Origin of the sequence: Streptomyces sp. B3I8, assembly GCF_030816915.1 — a bacterium.
In the GTDB taxonomy this organism is placed as follows: Bacteria; Actinomycetota; Actinomycetes; order Streptomycetales; family Streptomycetaceae; genus Streptomyces.
In genome coordinates this window covers 4,648,974-4,667,212 of sequence record NZ_JAUSYN010000002.1, presented here as the reverse complement: position 1 = coordinate 4,667,212, position 18,239 = coordinate 4,648,974, and the positions used below count along the sequence as shown (strand labels likewise).

Here is an 18,239-nt window from a genome sequence, read left to right as displayed (position 1 = left end):
CTATGGGGATTCCCGGGGCATGCGCAAACTATTTTTGCGACGAGTTGGCCTCAACCTTTCGCCTCGTCCTCCCCGACCTCCTGGCCTGCGCAGATGGCCAACACATCGGCTCCGTACCGCCTGTACTTCCGCATGCCGACACCGGGAATCCGCGCCAGCCCCTCCGGCTCCTCGGGAACCGTCTCGGCGATGGCCATCAGCGTCCGGTCGGTGAAGACGCAGAAGGCGGGCTGTCCGCTGCGCCCCGCCTGGACGGCCCGCCATTCCCGCAGCCGCTCGTACAGTCCCTCGTCCATGTCGGAGGGACAGTCCTCGCAGCGCATCAGTTTCATCTCGCCGGCGTCCGTCAGGGTGCGGCCGCAGACCTTGCAGCGGGCCACGGTCCGCTGGGTGCGGCGGGCGACGGGCACGGCACCCGCCGCACCGCCACGGCCGGCCGAACCGAAACCGCGCTCGACACCACCGGCGCCCCCCGGGCCGCCGTTCCTGCCCCCTGTCGCGGTCGAACCGGGGCGCAGCCCGTCGAGGAAGCGGCTGGGGCGGCGGCTGGGACGGCCGCCGGGCGAGCGGGAGAGCGCCCAGGAGACGAAGAGGCGTTCCCTCGCGCGGGTGACGCCGACGTACAGGAGTCGGCGCTCCTCCTCGATCTGCTCGTCCGTCCTGGCGTAGCTGATCGGCATCATGCCCTCGGCGACACCGACCAGGAAGACGACGTCCCACTCCAGTCCCTTGGCGGAGTGCAGGGAAGCGAGGGTGACGCCCTGCACCGTGGGCGCGTGCTGGGCGCCCGCCCGTTCGTCCAGTTCGGCGACCAGGTCGGTGAGGGTGACGTCCGGTCCGACGGTGGCGAAGTCCTGGGCGAGGTGGACCAGGGCGGCCAGCGACTCCCAGCGTTCCCTGACCGCGCCGGAGCCGGCCGGCGGTTCCCCGGTCCAGCCCTCGCCGGAGAGCACGGCCCGTACCTGGGAGGGCAGGTCGACCACGTCGTCGAGCCGGGAGTCGTTGGCACCGAAGCGGGCGGCGGCGCGCAGGGCGTGGATCGCCCTGCGCACCTCGGGCCGGTCGAAGAAGCGCTCCGCGCCGCGCAGCTGATAAGGGATCCCGGCGTCGGCCAGTGCCTGCTCGTACGTCTCGGACTGGGAGTTGGTGCGGAACAGGACAGCGATCTCCGCCGCGGGTACGCCGGAGTCCAGAAGTGCGCGGATGTGGCGGGCGGCGCCCTCGGCCTCGGAGGGCTCGTCGGCGTAGTCGGCGTAGATGGGCTCGGGCCCCGGGGGGCGTTGCGACACGAGTTCCAGTCGGTGGTCGGCGGCGCGGCCGCGGGCCTGGGAGAGCAGCCCGTTGGCGAGGTGGACCACCTGAGGGGTGGAGCGGTAGTCGCGGACGAGTTTGACGACGGTCGCCCCGGGGTGGCGGACCCGGAAGTCGAGAAGATGGTCGGGGGTCGCGCCGGTGAAGGAGTAGATGGTCTGGCTGGCGTCACCGACGACGCACAGGTCGTCGCGGTCGCCGAGCCACAGCTCCAGCAGGCGCTGCTGGAGGGGGCTGACGTCCTGGTACTCGTCGACCACGAAGTGCTGGTACTGGGCGCGAACCTGCTCGGCGACGTCCCGCCGGTCCTGGAGGATACCGACCGTGAGCAGCAGCACGTCCTCGAAGTCGATGACGACGCGGTCGCGTTTGATCTCCTCGTAGGCCTCGTACAGCTTGGCGATCTCGGCGGGGTCGCGGGGGGTGTCGCGGGCGGCCCTGGCTGCCGCCGCGGCGTAGTCGCCGGGAACGGTCTGGGTGACCTTGGCCCATTCGATCTCGGCGGTGACGTCCCGCAGTTCGTTGCGGTCGAGGCGGACACGGGAGGCGGCGGCCGCGTCGGCGACGAGTTGGACCTTGCGCTCGACGATGCGGGGCAGGGAGCCGCCGACCGCCTTCGGCCAGAAGTACTGGAGCTGGCGCAGCGCCGCCGAGTGGAATGTGCGGGCCTGGACGCCGACGGCGCCGAGCTGCCTGAGCCGGCCGCGCATCTCGCCCGCGGCGCGGTTGGTGAAGGTGACGGCGAGCACGCTGGACGGCTGGAGGATGCCCGCGCGCACCCCGTAGGCGATGCGGTGGGTGATCGCCCGGGTCTTGCCCGTCCCGGCTCCGGCCAGTACGCACACCGGTCCGTGCAGGGCCGTGGCCACGGCGCGCTGTTCGGGGTCGAGCCCGTCGAGCACGGCGTCCGCGGAGTCCGGTACCCGTGGGAAGAGGGTGGAATGCGTTGCTGCTGTCACCCCGCCATGCTGCCAGGTCGAGCGGGACGGATGCGGCGGGTTGTCCACAGGGAGGCGCCTGTAGTCGTATTAACACTGACCGCTGTCGTGCCGGCCGTGCGAGCGCCCCGCCCGGGAATGCCGGGGCGCGCGCATGCGTTCAGGACGTCAGCAATGACGCATCCCGCTCATTGGCGAGGGAAGGGGTACGGACCGACATGTCGGGCACTGTGACGATGTACAGCACCACGTGGTGCGGCTACTGCCGTCGGTTGAAGAGCCAGATGGACCGTGAGGGCATCTCCTACAACGAGATCAACATCGAGCAGGACCCGCAGTCCGCGGCGTTCGTGGAGAAGGTGAACGAGGGCAATCAGACGGTTCCGACCGTTCTGGTCGTCTCGCCCTCCGGCTCCGAGACGGTGATGACCAACCCGTCCCTTGCCCAGGTCAAGCAGGCGCTGGCCGCCTGACGGCCGGTCCCGTGGTTCCCTGCGGAGGCCCCCGCAGCAGCGGGGGCTTTCGCACGTCGTCATGCGTACGGTCTCAGACCGCCCTGGTCGGGAGCGGCTTGCCGTACCACAGTTCGATCAGACGGGCCGCGATGGAGATGCCGTAGGGCGGGAGGACCTCGCCGGACTCGAAGCCGGCCCGCAGGTCCTCGCGGGAGAACCAGCGCGCCTCGTGGATCTCGTCACCGTCGACGTCGATGTCGGTGTCGGTGGCCTGGGCCATGAAGCCGAGCATGAGGCTGGAGGGGAAGGGCCAGGGCTGGCTGGCGACGTACTGGACGTCGCCGACGGTGATGCCGGCCTCCTCGAAGACCTCCCGGCGCACGGACTGCTCGATGGACTCCCCCGGTTCGACGAAGCCCGCGAGTGTGGAGAAGCGGCCCTCGGGCCAGTGCACCTGGCGGCCGAGCAGGATGCGGTCCTGGTCGTCGGTGACGGCCATGATGACGGCGGGGTCGGTGCGTGGGTAGTGCTCGGCGCCGCAGGCGGGGCAGCGGCGGATGTGGCCGGCCGCCGCGATCACCGTGCGTTCGCCGCAGCGGGAGCAGTAGCGGTGCAGGCGCTGCCAGTTCTCCAGGGCGACCGCGTGCACCATCAGGCCCGCGTCCCGCGGCGACAGCAGCAACCCCGCTTCGCGCAGCCCGGCAGGGCGTGCGGACTGGTCGATGCGGCCCGGCAGCGCGTCCTTCTGGAGGGCGAAGTAGCTCACCCCGTCGTCGTCCGTACCGAGGAAGTAGCGGTGCGCCTCGGTCAGCGGGGCCTCGAAGGACGGCGTCATGACCAGTTCGGTGCGGCCGTCCTCCGTCTCGTCGATGAGGACCTGGCCGCCGGAGACCACGAAGCAGCGCGTCGAGGGGTGGCTCCAGGCCGCCGCGAGCCATGCCTCGTCGAGCCGGTGGTGGGCGGCCCGGTCGACCCCGCTCGGGGCGGTGAGCGAGACGGGCCGGTCGCGGTCGGCGGTGTGGTCGGTCCAGGTGGTCACAGGTGCTTCCAACTCCCCCAGTGCGGCGGTGGATCGGTGGGTGGTTCAGCGGGACGTACGGCGGGAGGCGAGCGGGTCCGGCGGAATGCGGGCGTCCGGAGCGGCTTCTCCAGTGTGCCGTGCCCGGAGCGGGGCGCGGCGGCCGGTCCGTCCCGCGGGACGGTCACCGCTCATGGCGCCAGTTCTCCCCGAGATCGCTCCACAGGTGTGCGCCGGTCTCGGCGCCCTTGAGCAGCAGGTCCAGGTCGACCTTCTCGTTCGGCGCGTGCCAGCCGTCGGAGGGCACGGAGATGCCCAGGAACAGTACCGGGGCGCCCAGCACCTCCTGAAGGTCGGCGGCGGGACCGGAGCCACCCTCCCGGGTGAACCGGATCGGCTGCCCGAAGGCCCGGCCCATCGCCCGCACGAGCGAGCGCAGCGCCGGATGGTCCAGCGGGGTCAGGCACGGGCGGGTTGCGGGGCCGAAGGTGATCTCGCACCGGATGCCGGCGGGCACCTGCTCGGCGGCCCAGGCGCGCACCGCCTTCTCGATGTGCTCGGGTTCCTGTCCGTCGACGAGCCGGAAGGACAGCTTGACGCGCGCCGAGGACGGGACGACGGTCTTGCTGCCGGGGCCCTGATAACCCCCGCCGATGCCGTTGACCTCGGCGGTGGGGCGGGCCCAGACGCGCTCCAGGGTGGTGTATCCGGCTTCGCCGTGGGTGGCCGTGGACCGCGCGTCGCGCAGCCAGCGCTCCTCGTCGAAGGGCAGTTCGGCGAAGAGGGCGCGTTCACGGTCGGTGAGTTCGGCCACGCCGTCGTAGAAGCCGGGTACCGCCACTCGCGCGTGCTCGTCGTGCAGCGCGGCCACCAGCCGGGCGACGGCGGTGGCCGGATTGGGCACCGCGCCGCCGAACGAGCCGGAGTGGATGTCCTGCTCCGGGCCGTGCATGACGATCTCGCACTCGGCCAGCCCGCGCATGCCCGTGCACACGGTGGGGGTGTCCTCGGACCACATGCCGGTGTCGGAGACGATCACGGCGTCGGCGGCGAGCCGGCCGGCGTTCTCCTCGACGAGGGCGCGGAAGTGCGGGGAGCCCGACTCCTCCTCGCCCTCGATCAGCAGCTTCAGATGGACAGCGGGGGCATCACGTCCGGTCGCCGCGAGGTGCGCGCGCACGCCCAGCGTGTGGAAGAACACCTGCCCCTTGTCGTCGGCGGCCCCGCGCGCGTACAGGCGGCCGTCACGGATCTCCGGTTCGAAGGGGTCACCGTCCCAGCCGTCCTCGCGTGCGGCGGGCTGCACGTCGTGGTGGCCGTAGACCAGCACGGTGGGCGCCTCCGGGTCGTCGCAGGGCCACTCGGCGAAGACGGCGGGGGCGCCCGGGGTGGGCCACACCTCGACGGTCGGGAAGCCGGTCCCGGCCAGCCGGGCGGCGAGCCACTCGGCGCTGCGCCGTACGTCCGGGACGTGCTCGGGCTGCGCGGACACCGACGGGATGCGCAGCCACTCCATGAGGTCGTCGAGGAAGGCGGCGCGGTGACGGTCGACGTACGTGCGGACGGCGCTGTCCGGGGTCGTGCTCATACCCACGAGCCTAACGGCCTGGGCCGACATCCCCTCCCGGCGGTTCACCGGTGGGCGGCTGCACACCGTCGGTGAGCGTTTCGGGTTCGCCGGTGATCGTTTCGGTGCCGCCGCCGTACGGCCCGTCGCCGCGGTCCGGCGACGTGGATGTCCCGGTGGCCGGCGCCGGGTTCTCCTCGGCGGCCGGCACGGGGTTCTCGCCGGCGCCGAGCAGCCGTTCCAGTTCGGCGCGGCCGGGCAGGTCCGGCGGCCGTACGACCTCGCCGCCGCGCACGTACACGAACGCGGCCGTGACCCGCTCCAGGGGCACGCCCTGCTGCTCGGCCCAGGCCAGCCGGTACACGGCCAGCTGCAGCGGATCGGCGGTGTGCGCCCGGTTGGTCTTCCAGTCGACGATCTCGTACGTCGCCGCGTCTCCCTCGCCGTCGCGGTAGACCGCGTCGATGCGGCCGCGCACGACACGTCCGGCGATGCCGAGTTGGAAGGGAGCCTCCACGCGGTACGGGGCCCGGTGGGCGTACGGCGTGCGTGCGAAGGCCTCCTTGAGGGTCTCCAGGTCGCGTTCGTCGGCGATCTCCGCCTCGGTGCCCGGCAGCTCGTCGGGTTCGAGCATCGGCAGCCGCAGGGCCTCGAACCGGGTTTCGACCCAGGCGTGGAACCGGGTGCCCCGCCGGGCGGCGGGCTGCGGGGGACGGGGCATCGGGCGGGCCAGCTCCTGCGCCAGCCCGTCCGGGTCCGCGGCCAGCCTCATCAGCTGCGACGCGGTCAGCGAGGCCGGGAGGACGACCTCGGTGACGCTCGCGCGGGCCCGCAGCAGCTCCCCGGTGAGCGCGTCGAGGTCGCGGTCCCAGGAGGCGAGCGTGCGGGCCTCCTCCGGGGTGAGCCGAGCGCCGCCCGGCACGTCCGCACGGCGGGACCGCGGCACCCGCTCCGGGCCGGCCGGCACTTCGGGAGGCGACGCCTGGTGCGGCACGACGGGGCGGTCGGCGGACCAGGAGTCCCAGTCGGGGGCCCCGGCGTCGGAGGCCCCGGCGTCGGGACCCTCGGCGTAGGGGTCCTCGTCAGGGAACGGCTCGTCGTAAGGGGGCTCGAAGGCTGGCTCGTCGTAGGGGGGCTCGTCGTTCGGGGGCCCGAGGGAAGGCTCCTCGTCAGGGAACTCAGAAGGCGGTTCCTCGTCCGACGAGTCGTGGGGCGGCTCGTCGTCCGGTGGCGGCCAGTCCGGGTCCTCGTGGGCGGACGGGTCGTGGGCGGACGGGTCGGGCGCGGTCCCCGGGCGCGCGGCGACCAGAGCCGGGGGCGTGAGCGAGGCGGTGCGCTCCAGGTGTGCCAGGACGGTCTCGGCGGCGGCCCTGCGGCGGGCCAGCGCGGCCTCGTCCAGCGGGAGCGGCCAGGCCCGGTCGGCGGCCGCCGCCAGCAGGGCGGGGTTCTCCTCGTCCTCGGCCGGCGGCTCCGCCCAGGCCTCGATCTCGCCGTGCCCGGCCGCGCAGTGCTCGTACAGGGCCGTGAGGAAGCCGGAGGGGCCGCGGGGCTTCTTCTGTGACGGTCCCCACCAGTGGCCGGAGCCGAGCAGCAGCGACCGGGGGCGGGTGAAGGTGACGTAGCCGAGGCGCAGTTCCTCGGTGAGCTGATGTTCCTTCATCGCCTCGTGAAAGGCGCGCAGCCCCCGTGAGTCCCACGATTCCACCTCGGGGAGCGTGTCGGCGTCGCCGCGCAGCGGATGCGGCAGCACCTTGCCCTGGGCGGTCCACTTCTCGCGGCCCTGGGTGCTCGGAAAGGTGCCGGTGACCAGTCCGGGCACGGCGACGACGTCCCACTCCAAACCCTTGGACTTGTGCGCGGTGAGCACCTTGACCGTGTTCTCACCACCGGGCAGCGCGTTGTCCAGGCCCTTCTCGTACTGGGCGGCGGTGCGCAGGAACCCCAGGAAGGCCAGCAGGCTCGCCTCGGGCTCGTTGGCCGCGAAGGAGGCGGCGACGTCCAGGAAGTTGGCCAGGGTCTCGCGGCGGCGGGCGGCCAGGGCGTGCGGGGAGGCGGACAGCTCGACCTCCAGGCCGGTGACGGCGAGCACGCGGTGCAGTACGTCCATCAGCGGGTCGGCGAGCGAGCGGCGCAGGTCGCGCAGTTCGGCGGCGAGCCGCGCGAACCGGACGCGCGCGTCGGAGGAGAAGGGCAGTCCGTCGTCCGCGCGCTCCGCCTCCAGGGGCAGTTCGAGGAACGTGTCGAGGGCGTCGGCGAGGGAGACGACCTCCGTCGGATCGACGCCCTCGACGGCCGCGGCGAGGCGCACGTCGAGGTCGTCGTCGTCCACGCGGGTGTGCGACACGAGCAGCCGTGCGCGGCGTCCCAGCAGGGCCAGGTCGCGCGGGCCGATGCGCCAGCGCGGGCCGGTGAGCAGGCGGACCAGGGAGGCATTGGCGCCGGGGTCCTGGAGCACCTCGCAGACGGCGACGAGGTCGGCGACCTCGGGCAGGTGCAGCAACCCGGACAGGCCGACGACCTCCACGGGCACGTCACGGGCGACGAGGGCGCCCTGGATCTCGGCGAAGTCACCGGCGGTGCGGCACAGGACCGCGATCTCGCCGGGTTCCTTGCCGGTGCGCACCAGGTGGGCGATGGCGTCGGCGATCCAGTCGATCTCCTCGGTGTGGGTGCGCAGCAGGGCGCAGCGCACCTGCCCGTCGCGTTCGGCGCCCGGGGCCGGGCGCAGCGCCTCCACCCCCGCGTGCATCGCGCGCAGGGGCGCGGCGAGGCCGTTGGCGAGGTCGAGGAGGCGGCCGCCGCTGCGCCGGTTCTCGCTGAGCGCCTGGCGGGTGGCGGGGCGGCCGTCGGCACGCGGGAAGTGTTCGGGGAAGTCGTCCAGGTTGGCGACGGAGGCACCGCGCCAGCCGTAGATGGCCTGGCAGGGGTCGCCCACCGCGGTGACGGGGTGCCCGCTGCCGCCCCCGAAGAGGCCGGAGAGCAGCACGCGCTGGGCGACCGAGGTGTCCTGGTACTCGTCGAGGAGGACCACGCGGAACTCGTCCCGCAGGATGCGGCCGACCTCGGGCAGGCCGGCCAGGGCGGCGGAGAGGGCGATCTGGTCGCCGAAGTCGAGCAGGTCCCGTTCGCGTTTGGCGGCGCGGTAGCGGCCCACCAGCCCGGCCAGGGAGCGGCGGGCGGCGGCCGCCTCGGGGACCTTGCGCAGGTCGGCGTTGCCGAGCCGGACGCCGTCCAGGGTGTCCAGCAGCTCGGTGTCGTACGCCTGTACGTCCTCGGGCCGGATCAGGTGCTCGGCGAGTTCGGAGTCCAGCGCCAGGAGGTCGCTGACCAGGTCGGGGAAGGATCGGGTGAGCGCGGGATAGGGGCCGGGTGCCTCACGGAGCACGCGGGCGGCGAGCTGGTAGCGGGTGGCGTCGGCGAGCAGGCGGGAGGTGGGTTCCAGGCCGATGCGCAGCCCGTGGTCGGCGAGCAGGCGGCCGGCGAAGGCGTGGTACGTGGAGATCAGCGGTTCGCCGGGCGGGTTGTCGGGGTCGATCGCGTCGGGGTCGGTGACGCCGGCCCTGACCAGGGCCTTGCGGACGCGCTCGGTGAGTTCGCCGGCGGCCTTGTTGGTGAAGGTCAGCCCGAGCACCTGTTCGGGGGCGACCTGGCCGGTGCCGACCAGCCACACCACACGCGCGGCCATCACCGTGGTCTTGCCCGAACCGGCTCCGGCCACGATCACCTGCGGGGCGGGCGGCGCGATGATGCAGGCCGTCTGCTCCGGGGTGAACGGGATGCCGAGGAGCTCCTTGAGCTGCTCGGGATCGGTGATACGGGCGGGCATGGAGAGAGGCTAACGGCGGCCACTGACAATGCGGGCCCCAGTCGGCCCATGCAACGGAAGAAGCGCAGGTCGGCACGGGTGGTGCCGTATGTCACGCGGGCCTGTGCCCGCCACGTGCGATCCCTACTCCACCACGTGCCGTCCCTCCGGGCGGGCGCTGCACGAGGCCCGGAACGCGCAGTGCGCGCAGTGCTGACCCGCCGTCGGCGAGAACCGTTCATCGAGGACCTTGCCCGCGGCGGTGGCCAGGAGCTCGCCGACCCACTGTCCCTCCAGGGGCTCCTGGGACTGCACCTTGGGCAGTTCCTCGCCGCCGTCCTTCCTGGCGGCGCCCTGTCGCAGGTGGACGAGTTCGGCGCCGCCGGGCTCGGGGCGGGTGCCGTCGAACACGTCGTCGACCGCGCCCTCGCGGACGGCGAGCTGGTAGACGGCGAGCTGCGGGTGGCGGGCGACGTCGGCGGCGCTGGGCGCCTGCTTGCCCGTCTTGAAGTCGACGACATAGGCGCGGCCCTCGCCGTCCCTCTCGACGCGGTCCATGCTGCCGCGGATGCGCACCTCGTAGTCACCGGCCTCCAGGGTGACGTCGAAGTCCTGCTCGCTGGCGACCGGCGTCCGGCCGGCTCGTTGTCCGCCCGTGTCGACGTGCCACTTGAGGAAGCGTTCGAGCGCCACGCGCGCGTGGGCCTTCTCCTGCGCCGATTTCCAGGGGGCGTCGAAGGCGAGCGCGTTCCACACCGAGTCCAGCCGCTCCATGAGCACCTCCAGGTCGGCGGGGGTGCGGCCGGAGGCGACCTCGTCGGCGAGGACGTGCACCACGTTGCCGAAGCCCTGGGCGGTGGTGGCGGGCGCGTCGGCCTTCACCTCACGGCCCAGGAACCACTGCAGGGCGCAGGTGCGGGCGAGCTGGTCCAGGGCGCTTCCGGAGAGCGCGACGGGCTTGTCGCGGTCGCGCAGCGGCACCTTGCTCTCGGTCGGCTCGAACATGCCCCACCAGCGGTAGGGGTGCGCGGAGGGGGCCAGGGGGCGGCCGTCGTCGTCGGCGAGCGCGGCGAGGCGGGCCAGGCGCTGTGCGGCGGCCTCCCGCAGCGGCGGGGAGGCCTCGGGGTCGACGGTGGTGGCCCGCAGTTCGGCGACGAGCGCGGAGACCGACAGCGGGCGGCGGGGACGGCCGGTGACGTCCTTGGGTTCGACGCCGAGCTCGGTGAGGAAGCGGGAGGGCTGGTCGCCGTCGTCGGCGGGCGCCTTGACGGCGGTGATGACCAGGCGCTCCTTGGCGCGCGTGGCGGCCACGTAGAACAGCCGTCGTTCCTCGGCGAGGAGCGCGCCCTGGCTGAGCGGTTCGGCGAGTCCGTCGCGGCCGATGCGGTCGGCCTCCAGCAGGGAGCCGCGGCGACGCAGGTCGGGCCACAGCCCCTCCTGGACGCCGGCGACGACCACGAGACGCCATTCCAGGCCCTTGGAGCGGTGCGCGGTCATCAAGCGGACGGCATCGGCGCGGACGGCCCTGCGGGTGAGCGTGTCGGCGGCGATGTCCTGGGCCTCGATCTCCTCCAGGAAGTTCAGGGCACCACGTCCGCCGACGCGCTCTTCCGCGCGCGCGGCGGTCGCGAACAGGGCACAGACGGCGTCCAGGTCACGGTCGGCGTTGCGGCCGGCGGCGCCGCCGCGCCGCGAGGACCGTTCCAGCCGCGCCGGCCATGGAGTGCCGTTCCACAGCTCCCAGAGGGCCTCCTCGGCGGTTCCGCCGCCCGCGAGGCACTCCCGGGTCCGCCGGAGCAGTGCGCCCAGGCGCTGCGCGCCGCGCGCGTACGCCGGGTCGTGCGCCACCAGGCGTTCCGGCTCGGCCAGCGCCCGCGTGAGCAGCTCGTCGGACGGCGGCGGCACGGGGCGGCCGGCGGCGCGCTCCTCCTCGCGCAGCGCGCGGCCGAGGCGGCGCAGGTCGGCGGCGTCCATGCCGGCCAGAGGGGAGGCGAGCAGCGCGAGCGCGGTCTCGGTGTCGAGCCAGCAGCCGGCCGCGGGCTCCTGTGTGGCGTCGGCGCCCGTGTCCGTATCGGCGTCCGAGTCCGCGTCCGAGTCCGCGCCGGTGCCCGTGTCCGTGTCCGTGCCGGTGCCCGTGTCCGTGTCCGTGCCGGTGCCCGTGTCCGTGTCCGTGCCGGTGCCGGTGCCGGTGTCCGTGTCCGTGCCCGCCGGGATGTCTCCGCCGTCCGGCTCCTCTGCGGCGTCGGCGCGCCTGTCGGCCGCGTCGCCCTCGCCGTCCGCCGCCTCCGCGCGGGCGACCGCTCTGAGGGCCGTCAGCAGAGGGGCCACCGCGGGTTCGTGGCGCAGGGGGAGGTCGTCGCCGTCGATGTCCAAAGGGACCCCGGCCGCGGTGAGGGCGCGGCGGACGCCCGGGACACTGCGGGCGCCGGCCCGGACCAGGACGGCCATCTCGCCCCACGGAACGCCGTCCTCCAGGTGGGCGCGGCGCAGGATGTCGGCGATGTTGTCCAGTTCCGTGCCGGCCGTGGGGTAGGTGCGGACCTCGACGCGGCCGCCCTCGCGCGCCGCCGTCAGCTCCCGGTGGGCGCGCACCTTCTCGGCCGGGAGGCGGGTCAGCGGCATCCGCCGGGTGAGCAGGCGGGTGGCGGCGAGCAGGGCGGCACCGGAGCGGCGGGACGTCGTCAGGACCCGGACCGGGGCCGGGCTGCCGTCCGCGCGCGCGAAGGCGTCGGGGAACTCCAGGATGCCGCCGACGTCGGCGCCCCGGAAGGCGTAGATCGACTGGTCCGGGTCGCCGAACGCCACCAAGGTGCGGCCACCGCCGGCGAGCGCGTGCAGCAGCCGTGCCTGGGCCGGGTCGGTGTCCTGGTACTCGTCCACGTAGACGGCGTCGTACTGGGCGGCGAGCCGCGCGGCGACCTCGGGGCGGTGGGCGAGGAGCACCGCGCGGTGGACGAGTTCGGCGTAGTCGACGACGCCCTGGAGGTCGAGGACGTCCAGGTACTCGGCGAGGAAGGCGGAGGCGGCCAGCCAGTCGGGGCGGCCGATGCGGCGGGCGAACGCCTCCAGGGCGGCGGGGCCGAGGCCGAGCTCGCGACTGCGGGCCAGGACCGCGCGGACTTCGTCGGCGAAGCCCCGGGTGGTCAGGCAGGCGCGCAGGTCGTCGGGCCAGCGCACATGGGCGAGACCCAGGCGCTCCAGCCCGGGCTGGCCGGCCAGCAGCTCACGCACGGTCACGTCCTGCTCGGGGCCGGACAGCAGCCGCAGCGGCTCCACGAACAGGCTGCTGTCCTGGTGGGCCCGTACCAGCGCGTAACCGAAGGAGTGGAAGGTGGTGGCCCGGGGTGCCCGCTCCGCCCCGATCCGCAGCGCCATGCGGTCACGCAGCTCGACGGCCGCCTTGCGGCTGAACGTCAGCACCAGGATGCGTTCCGGGTCCGCGCCGCGGGCGATCCTGGCGGCCACGGACTCGACCAGAGTGGTCGTCTTGCCGGTGCCGGGGCCCGCGAGGACGAGGAGGGGGCCGGTGCCGTGGTCAACCACCGCACGCTGGCCCGCGTCCAGGCGAGGGGGGACCGGGCGGGCCGGCGGGGTACGTACCAGTCGGTAAGCGCCACGGTTCCCCTGCCGCACCGGAGGGTGCGGCAGACGCCTGGTGGTGGAAGAGGAGCTCACGTGGTTCGCCGGTCCTGGTGCTGGTACGGGTGGGGCGGGGCGCCGCGCGAGGCGGACGGGGGCCGTGGGGTGAGGGCGACGCGTGCCGTGGACGCTACGCCGGTGGTGCCGTCGGAAGAATGCCTTCCGGGTGCTGCCGACCACCCCCGCGGGCACAGGGGGCATATGCGTTCCTCACCGCACGAACGTACGGCATGTCCTGGAAACGCCCTCTGTCCCCCGAACGGGGCACACGGGACGCCGGACGCCCGCCGGGGGACGTCTGGCCGGGCGGCATCCGGCCGGAAGGCGCCGGGCCGATGGCCATCAGTCCCGCCTCGGGGCTTGTTCGGCGCCGTCCCAGCGCGCGCGTGCCATGTCGAGGCGGGGTATGTGCCCCGCCGCGGAGCGGCCCGCCTCCTTGAGGGGCGTGCCCTCCTCCCGGTAGTGGCCGAGGGCTCTCGACTCGTGCCCCGGCAGCAGCACGCCGTCCGCGCGCACCACCCGCCACCACGGGACCGCGCCCCCGTACAGGGCCATCACCCGGCCCACCTGCCGCGGCCCGCCCTCCTCGAGCCACTCGGCGACGTCCCCGTACGTCATCACGCGACCCGGCGGGATCAGCTCGGCGACCCCGAGGACCCGCTCCGCGTACTCCGGGTGTTCCGGCACCGCATCCGCCGGACGGCTCTCCTCGCTCATCCGCCCCATCCTGCACGATGCCACCGACAATGGGAGGCGAGGGCGGCGAGGGCGGCCGGGGTCGTCCCTCGCACCCGAGGGAAGCGTCGGGCAGACTGTGCGGTCCCGCGAGTGCACCCTGATGACCCCGTATGTCGGACGGGCATGCCACCATCGTGCGGGCGGTGACAGGTGATACGAGACCAAGAAGAGACGATGAGACATCAGGGTGTGCATCCCGAGAACGCGGAGGGCACCTCTGAGGCGTCGTCGCGCCCGGACACCGCCGCGCCGGACGAGGGCGAGGACGCCGCGGAGGCGTCCGGCGGTGGCCAGGACCCGGCCGAGGAGATCTACAACGACGAGGTGGAGGGCGACGAACCGCTCCTCCCCGCGCGCGTGCACCGTCCCTCGGACCTGATGCGGCTGGGGGTGGGGCTTCTCGCGGTCGTCGTGCTGCTGATGGTCGCGGCCTTCGCGCACGGCACCACCTCGGGGCTCGAACAGGACATCAACAAGGGCACCGGACAGGCCCCCGATCTGCTGATCAAGCTCGCCGGACTGGCATCGAGCATCGCGATCCTGCTGGTCCCGGTGGCCTTCGCGATCGAACGGCTGATCAAACGCGACGGACTGCGTATCGCCGACGGCGTACTGGCGGCCGTCCTCGCGCACGGAGTGACGCTCGCCACCGACCTGTGGGTCGCCCAGGCCGCCCCGCACTCCGTCCGGGAGGCGCTCACCCAGCCCTCCCCCGGTGACACGCACGCCCTGACCGACCCGGTGCACGGCTATCTCGCCCCGGTCATCGCCTATATGACGGCGGTCGGCATGTCCCGCAGGCCCCGGTGGCGGGCCGTGCTGTGGGTGGTGCTGCTGCTGGACGCGTTCTCGATGCTCGTCACGGGCTACACGACACCCTTCTCGATCATCCTGACGGTGCTGATCGGCTGGAGTGTCGCCTACGGCACCCTTTACGCGGTCGGCTCCCCCAACGTACGTCCTACCGGCCGGACGCTGATGGCGGGACTGCGCACGGTCGGCTTCCGCCCGCTGACGGCGGCTCGCGAGGAGTTCCCGGACAGCCCGGAGAACAGCGACCGGGGCCGGCGCTACTTCGTCACCCTGGAGGACGGCCCACCGCTGGACGTGACGGTGGTGGACCGGGAGCAGCAGGCGCAGGGGTTCTTCTACCGGGCCTGGCGGCGACTGACGCTGCGCGGCATCACCACCCGGAGCAGTCTGCAGTCGCTGCGCCAGGCACTGGAGCAGGAAGCCCTGCTGGCCTATGCGGCGATCGCGGCCGGAGCCAACGCGCCCAAGCTGATCGCCACCTCCGAGCTGGGCCCCGACGCGGTGATGCTGGTGTACGAGCACACCGGCGGTCGCACCCTGGACTCGCTGGACGACGCGCAGATCACCGACGAACTGATGCACGACGCCTGGCAGCAGGTGCGCTTCCTGCAGTCACGCCGCATCGCGCACCGCAGGCTGGCCGGCGACGCCGTCCTGGTCGACCGTTCGGGCACGGTCATCCTGACCGACCTGCGTGGTGGCGAGATCGCCGCAGGGGACCTGGTGCTGCGGATGGACATCGCCCAGCTGCTGACCACGTTCGGACTGCGGGTGGGCGCCGAGCGCGCGGTCGCCGCGGCCGTGGGGGTCCTCGGGCCCGACGTGGTCGCCGACTGTCTGCCGATGCTCCAGCCGATCGCGCTGACCCGCGTCACGCGCGCGACGCTGCGCAGACTCGGCCGGGAACGGGCGGAACGTGAGCGCGAGGCGGTCCTGGAGGCGTACCGGCAGTCCAGACCCGCCCGGGACGAGGAGCCCGAGGCGCAGCCGGGAGAGGACACGGCCGACCGCGCCGGCAGCACCACCGTGAGGATGGACAAGGCCGACCGGTCCGGGAGCACGGCCGTAGGACTGGACAAGGCCGACCGGTCCGGCAAGAAGGTCGTGCGGGCCGAGCAACGGGCGCAGAAGCGGGCGATCGACGACGCGCTGGAGGAGGCACGCGAGGAGGACCTGCTCAGCCAGATCCGCCACCAGGTGCTGCTGATCCGTCCGCAGGCCCCGGTGGAGCCGGTCCGCCTCGAACGGGTACGCCCCCGCACGCTCATCAGCTTCATCGCCGGCGCCATAGGCGCGTACTTCCTGCTCACCCAGCTCACCCACATCGAGTTCGACACGCTGTTCGAGAACGCGCAGTGGGGCTGGGTCGCCGCGGCGGTGGGCTTCTCGGCGCTCAGCTACGTCGCCGCGGCCATGAGTCTGCTGGGCTTCGTGCCGGAGCGGGTGCCCTTCCCGCGGACCGTGGCCGCGCAGGTGGCGGGCTCCTTCGTCAAGATCGTCGCCCCGGCCGCGGTCGGCGGGGTCGCCCTGAACACGCGGTTCCTGCAGCGGGCCGGCGTACGGCCGGGGCTGGCGGTGGCCAGTGTGGGCGCCTCACAGCTTTTCGGGCTGGGTTGCCACATCCTGATGCTGCTGTCGTTCGGATACCTCACCGGCACCGAGAAGACGCCGTCCCTCTCGCCCTCCCGGACCGTCATCGCGGGCCTGCTGACGGTCGCGGTACTGGTGCTGGTGGTCACGTCGGTGCCGTTCCTGCGGAAGTTCGTGGCAACCCGGGTGCGGTCGCTGTTCGCGGGCGTGGTGCCACGCATGCTGGACGTGCTCCAGCGGCCGCAGAAGCTGATGACCGGCATCGGGGGCATGCTGCTGCTGACGGCCTGCTTCGTGATGTGCCTGGACGCGTCGATCCGCGCGTTCGGCGACGGTTCGACCTCGCTCAGCATCGCCAGCGTCGCGGTCGTCTTCCTCGCCGGCAACGCGCTGGGCTCCGCCGCGCCGACCCCGGGCGGGGTGGGCGCCGTGGAGGCGACCTTGACGGTCGGCCTGATCGCCGTCGGACTGCCGAAGGAGGTCGCGGCCCCCGCGGTGCTGCTCTATCGGCTGCTGACGCTGTGGCTGCCGGTGCTGCCGGGCTGGCTGTTCTTCAACCACCTCACCCGCCGGGGAGCGTTGTAAGGAGCAGCGCCCCCTCCCGGTCCCAGCGGCCCGGTCCCCACAGCTCGCACCCGCACCCACACCCGCACGACAGACTCAAATCCGCAGGTCAGAGAGTTATCCACAGGCTCGGACGGCGTCGGCGTGGTCCGCCTACTATGGCCTGACCGCGGTCCGTGCAACCGATGCGGACGGCTCATGAGGGGGAAGGCACATGGCGCGTTACGCACGGTGGGCGGCTCTGGGGACCGCCGCCGCACTGCTGGTGGGGGGCTGCAGCGCGGATTCGTCGGGCGCCGGCCAGGAAGATCCGGGGGACACGCGGTCCGGCGACTCGTCGTCCTCAGGGCTACCCGCCTCGTTGACCGGGCAGAAGCCGGACTGGGGCCGCTGCAAGGCAACCTCCGACTCCCCCGCACCGGGCGACGAATGGCAGTGCGCGACGATCAAGGCGCCACTGGACTACGCGAAACCGGACGGCGGGACGGTGAACCTCGCGCTGATCCGCTCGCGGGCCACCGGCGACAAGGGCAAGCACCTCGGCTCACTGCTGTTCAACTTCGGCGGGCCCGGCGGCTCCGGGGTGTCCACGCTGCCGTGGTACGCAAGCAGGGTCGACCAGCTCCACGAACGCTATGACCTGGTCAGTTGGGATCCACGCGGCACGGGCGCCAGCGAGGGCGTCCGCTGCCGCGACGACAAGGACATCCAGGCGGCCGAGAAGGTCGACGCCACCCCGGACGACGCGGCCGAGGAGAAGGCGTTCCTCGCGGACGCGACCGACTTCGGCAAGGATTGCGAGAAGTCCACCGGTTCTCTGCTGTCCCACGTGTCCACCACCGACACCGCGCGCGACATGGACCTGATGCGCCAGGTGCTCGGCGACGACTCGATGCACTACTTCGGCATCTCGTACGGCACCGAGCTGGGCGGGGTGTACGCACACCTCTTCGCCAAGAACGTGGGACGCGTGGTGCTGGACGCGGTCGTGGACCCGACCGCGGACACCTTCGGACACGCGCTCAACCAGGCACAGGGCTTCCAGCGCGCGTTGGACGACTACCTGAAGTCGACCGGGCAGGACCCGCGGAAGGGGACGCGGAAGATCGCCGACCTGCTGGACCGGCTCGACTCGAAGCCTCTGTCCACCTCGTCCGGCCGTGAACTGACCGAGACGCTCGCACTGACCGGCATCGTGCTCCCTCTGTACAGCAAGGACAGTTGGCCGGGGCTCACCTCCGCCCTGGAGTCCGCCGAGGGCGGCGACGGGTCGGCGCTTCTGGCCCTGGCCGACGGCTACAACGAGCGGGACGCCTCGGGGCACTACGGCACGTCGAGCCACGCACAACGGGCCATATCGTGTCTGGACGACAGGCAGCGGCCCACGCTCGCCGAGACGAGGAAGCGGCTCGCCCGGTTCGAGAAGATCTCACCCGTGTTCGGCGACTACCTGGGGTGGGACGCGGCCGGCTGGTGCCACGACTGGCCGGTGGCCGGCCAGTTCGACACCCCGGAGGTCAGCGCGCCGGGAGCCGACCCGATCCTGCTGGTGGGCAATACCGGGGACCCTGCCACTCCCTACGAGGGCGCCCGGCGGATGGCGGACGAGCTGGGCAAGGGCGTCGGGGTGGAGCTCACCTGGAAGGGCGAGGGCCATGGGGCCTACGGCAGCGGCAGCGACTGCGTGGACGCGACGGTGGACTCCTACCTGCTGAGCGGGACGGTGCCGAAGGACGGCAAGGTCTGTTCCTGACGGCGGCGGGGGTGCCGCACACCAGTGGTGTCCGGCACCCCCGCCGCC

Annotated in this window: 9 protein-coding genes; 3 read left to right on the top strand and 6 right to left on the bottom strand. The window is 73.1% G+C overall.

The annotated features are described in order from the left end of the window. Positions 1 to 50: 50 nt before the first annotated feature. Positions 51 to 2,270, bottom strand: coding sequence for an ATP-dependent DNA helicase UvrD2 (locus QFZ64_RS22970; protein ID WP_307068642.1), 2,220 nt, complete (start codon positions 2,268 to 2,270; stop codon positions 51 to 53). A gap of 197 nt (positions 2,271 to 2,467) precedes the next feature. Between QFZ64_RS22970 and QFZ64_RS22965 the strand changes: the two genes are divergently transcribed. Continuing rightward, a complete protein-coding gene (locus QFZ64_RS22965; protein WP_307068640.1) occupies positions 2,468 to 2,722 on the top strand; it encodes a mycoredoxin in 255 nt (84 codons plus the stop codon). A 73-nt stretch (positions 2,723 to 2,795) separates the two neighbouring features. Here QFZ64_RS22965 and nudC read toward each other — a convergent pair whose 3' ends face one another. From nudC to QFZ64_RS22940, 5 genes are all read right to left on the bottom strand, one after another. Then, positions 2,796 to 3,743: an NAD(+) diphosphatase gene (gene nudC, locus QFZ64_RS22960; RefSeq protein WP_307068638.1), complete on the bottom strand. Its 948-nt coding sequence runs from the start codon at positions 3,741 to 3,743 to the stop codon at positions 2,796 to 2,798. A gap of 163 nt (positions 3,744 to 3,906) precedes the next feature. Beyond that, positions 3,907 to 5,310: a dipeptidase gene (locus QFZ64_RS22955; protein ID WP_307068636.1), complete on the bottom strand. Its 1,404-nt coding sequence runs from the start codon at positions 5,308 to 5,310 to the stop codon at positions 3,907 to 3,909. A gap of 10 nt (positions 5,311 to 5,320) precedes the next feature. Continuing rightward, entirely contained in the window at positions 5,321 to 9,115 is a 3,795-nt protein-coding gene (locus QFZ64_RS22950) for a UvrD-helicase domain-containing protein (protein ID WP_307068634.1), read from the bottom strand. A 123-nt stretch (positions 9,116 to 9,238) separates the two neighbouring features. After that, positions 9,239 to 12,769, bottom strand: a complete 3,531-nt coding sequence (locus QFZ64_RS22945; protein ID WP_307068632.1) for an ATP-dependent DNA helicase — start codon at positions 12,767 to 12,769, stop codon at positions 9,239 to 9,241. A gap of 306 nt (positions 12,770 to 13,075) precedes the next feature. Next, the gene (locus QFZ64_RS22940; protein ID WP_307068631.1) at positions 13,076 to 13,450 is read right to left on the bottom strand and encodes an MGMT family protein; all 375 of its coding nucleotides are present in this window, start codon (positions 13,448 to 13,450) and stop codon (positions 13,076 to 13,078) included. Between the two features lie 195 nt (positions 13,451 to 13,645). Here QFZ64_RS22940 and QFZ64_RS22935 point away from each other — a divergent pair, with 195 nt between their 5' ends. After that, positions 13,646 to 16,459, top strand: a complete 2,814-nt coding sequence (locus QFZ64_RS22935) for a lysylphosphatidylglycerol synthase transmembrane domain-containing protein (protein ID WP_307068629.1) — start codon at positions 13,646 to 13,648, stop codon at positions 16,457 to 16,459. Between the two features lie 193 nt (positions 16,460 to 16,652). Next, a complete protein-coding gene (locus QFZ64_RS22930) occupies positions 16,653 to 18,191 on the top strand; it encodes an alpha/beta hydrolase (RefSeq protein ID WP_307068627.1) in 1,539 nt (512 codons plus the stop codon). The last annotated feature ends 48 nt before the right edge of the window (positions 18,192 to 18,239 follow it).

Excerpts from the sequence above, each read along its gene's own strand:
- QFZ64_RS22965 (WP_307068640.1), top strand. The coding sequence starts at position 2,468 with ATGTCGGGCACTGTGACGATGTACAGCACCACGTGGTGCGGCTACTGC.
- QFZ64_RS22955 (WP_307068636.1), bottom strand. The coding sequence starts at position 5,310 with ATGAGCACGACCCCGGACAGCGCCGTCCGCACGTACGTCGACCGTCAC.
- QFZ64_RS22950 (WP_307068634.1), bottom strand. The coding sequence starts at position 9,115 with ATGCCCGCCCGTATCACCGATCCCGAGCAGCTCAAGGAGCTCCTCGGC.
- QFZ64_RS22940 (WP_307068631.1), bottom strand. The coding sequence starts at position 13,450 with ATGAGCGAGGAGAGCCGTCCGGCGGATGCGGTGCCGGAACACCCGGAG.
- QFZ64_RS22935 (WP_307068629.1), top strand. The coding sequence starts at position 13,646 with ATGAGACATCAGGGTGTGCATCCCGAGAACGCGGAGGGCACCTCTGAG.
- QFZ64_RS22930 (WP_307068627.1), top strand. The coding sequence starts at position 16,653 with ATGGCGCGTTACGCACGGTGGGCGGCTCTGGGGACCGCCGCCGCACTG.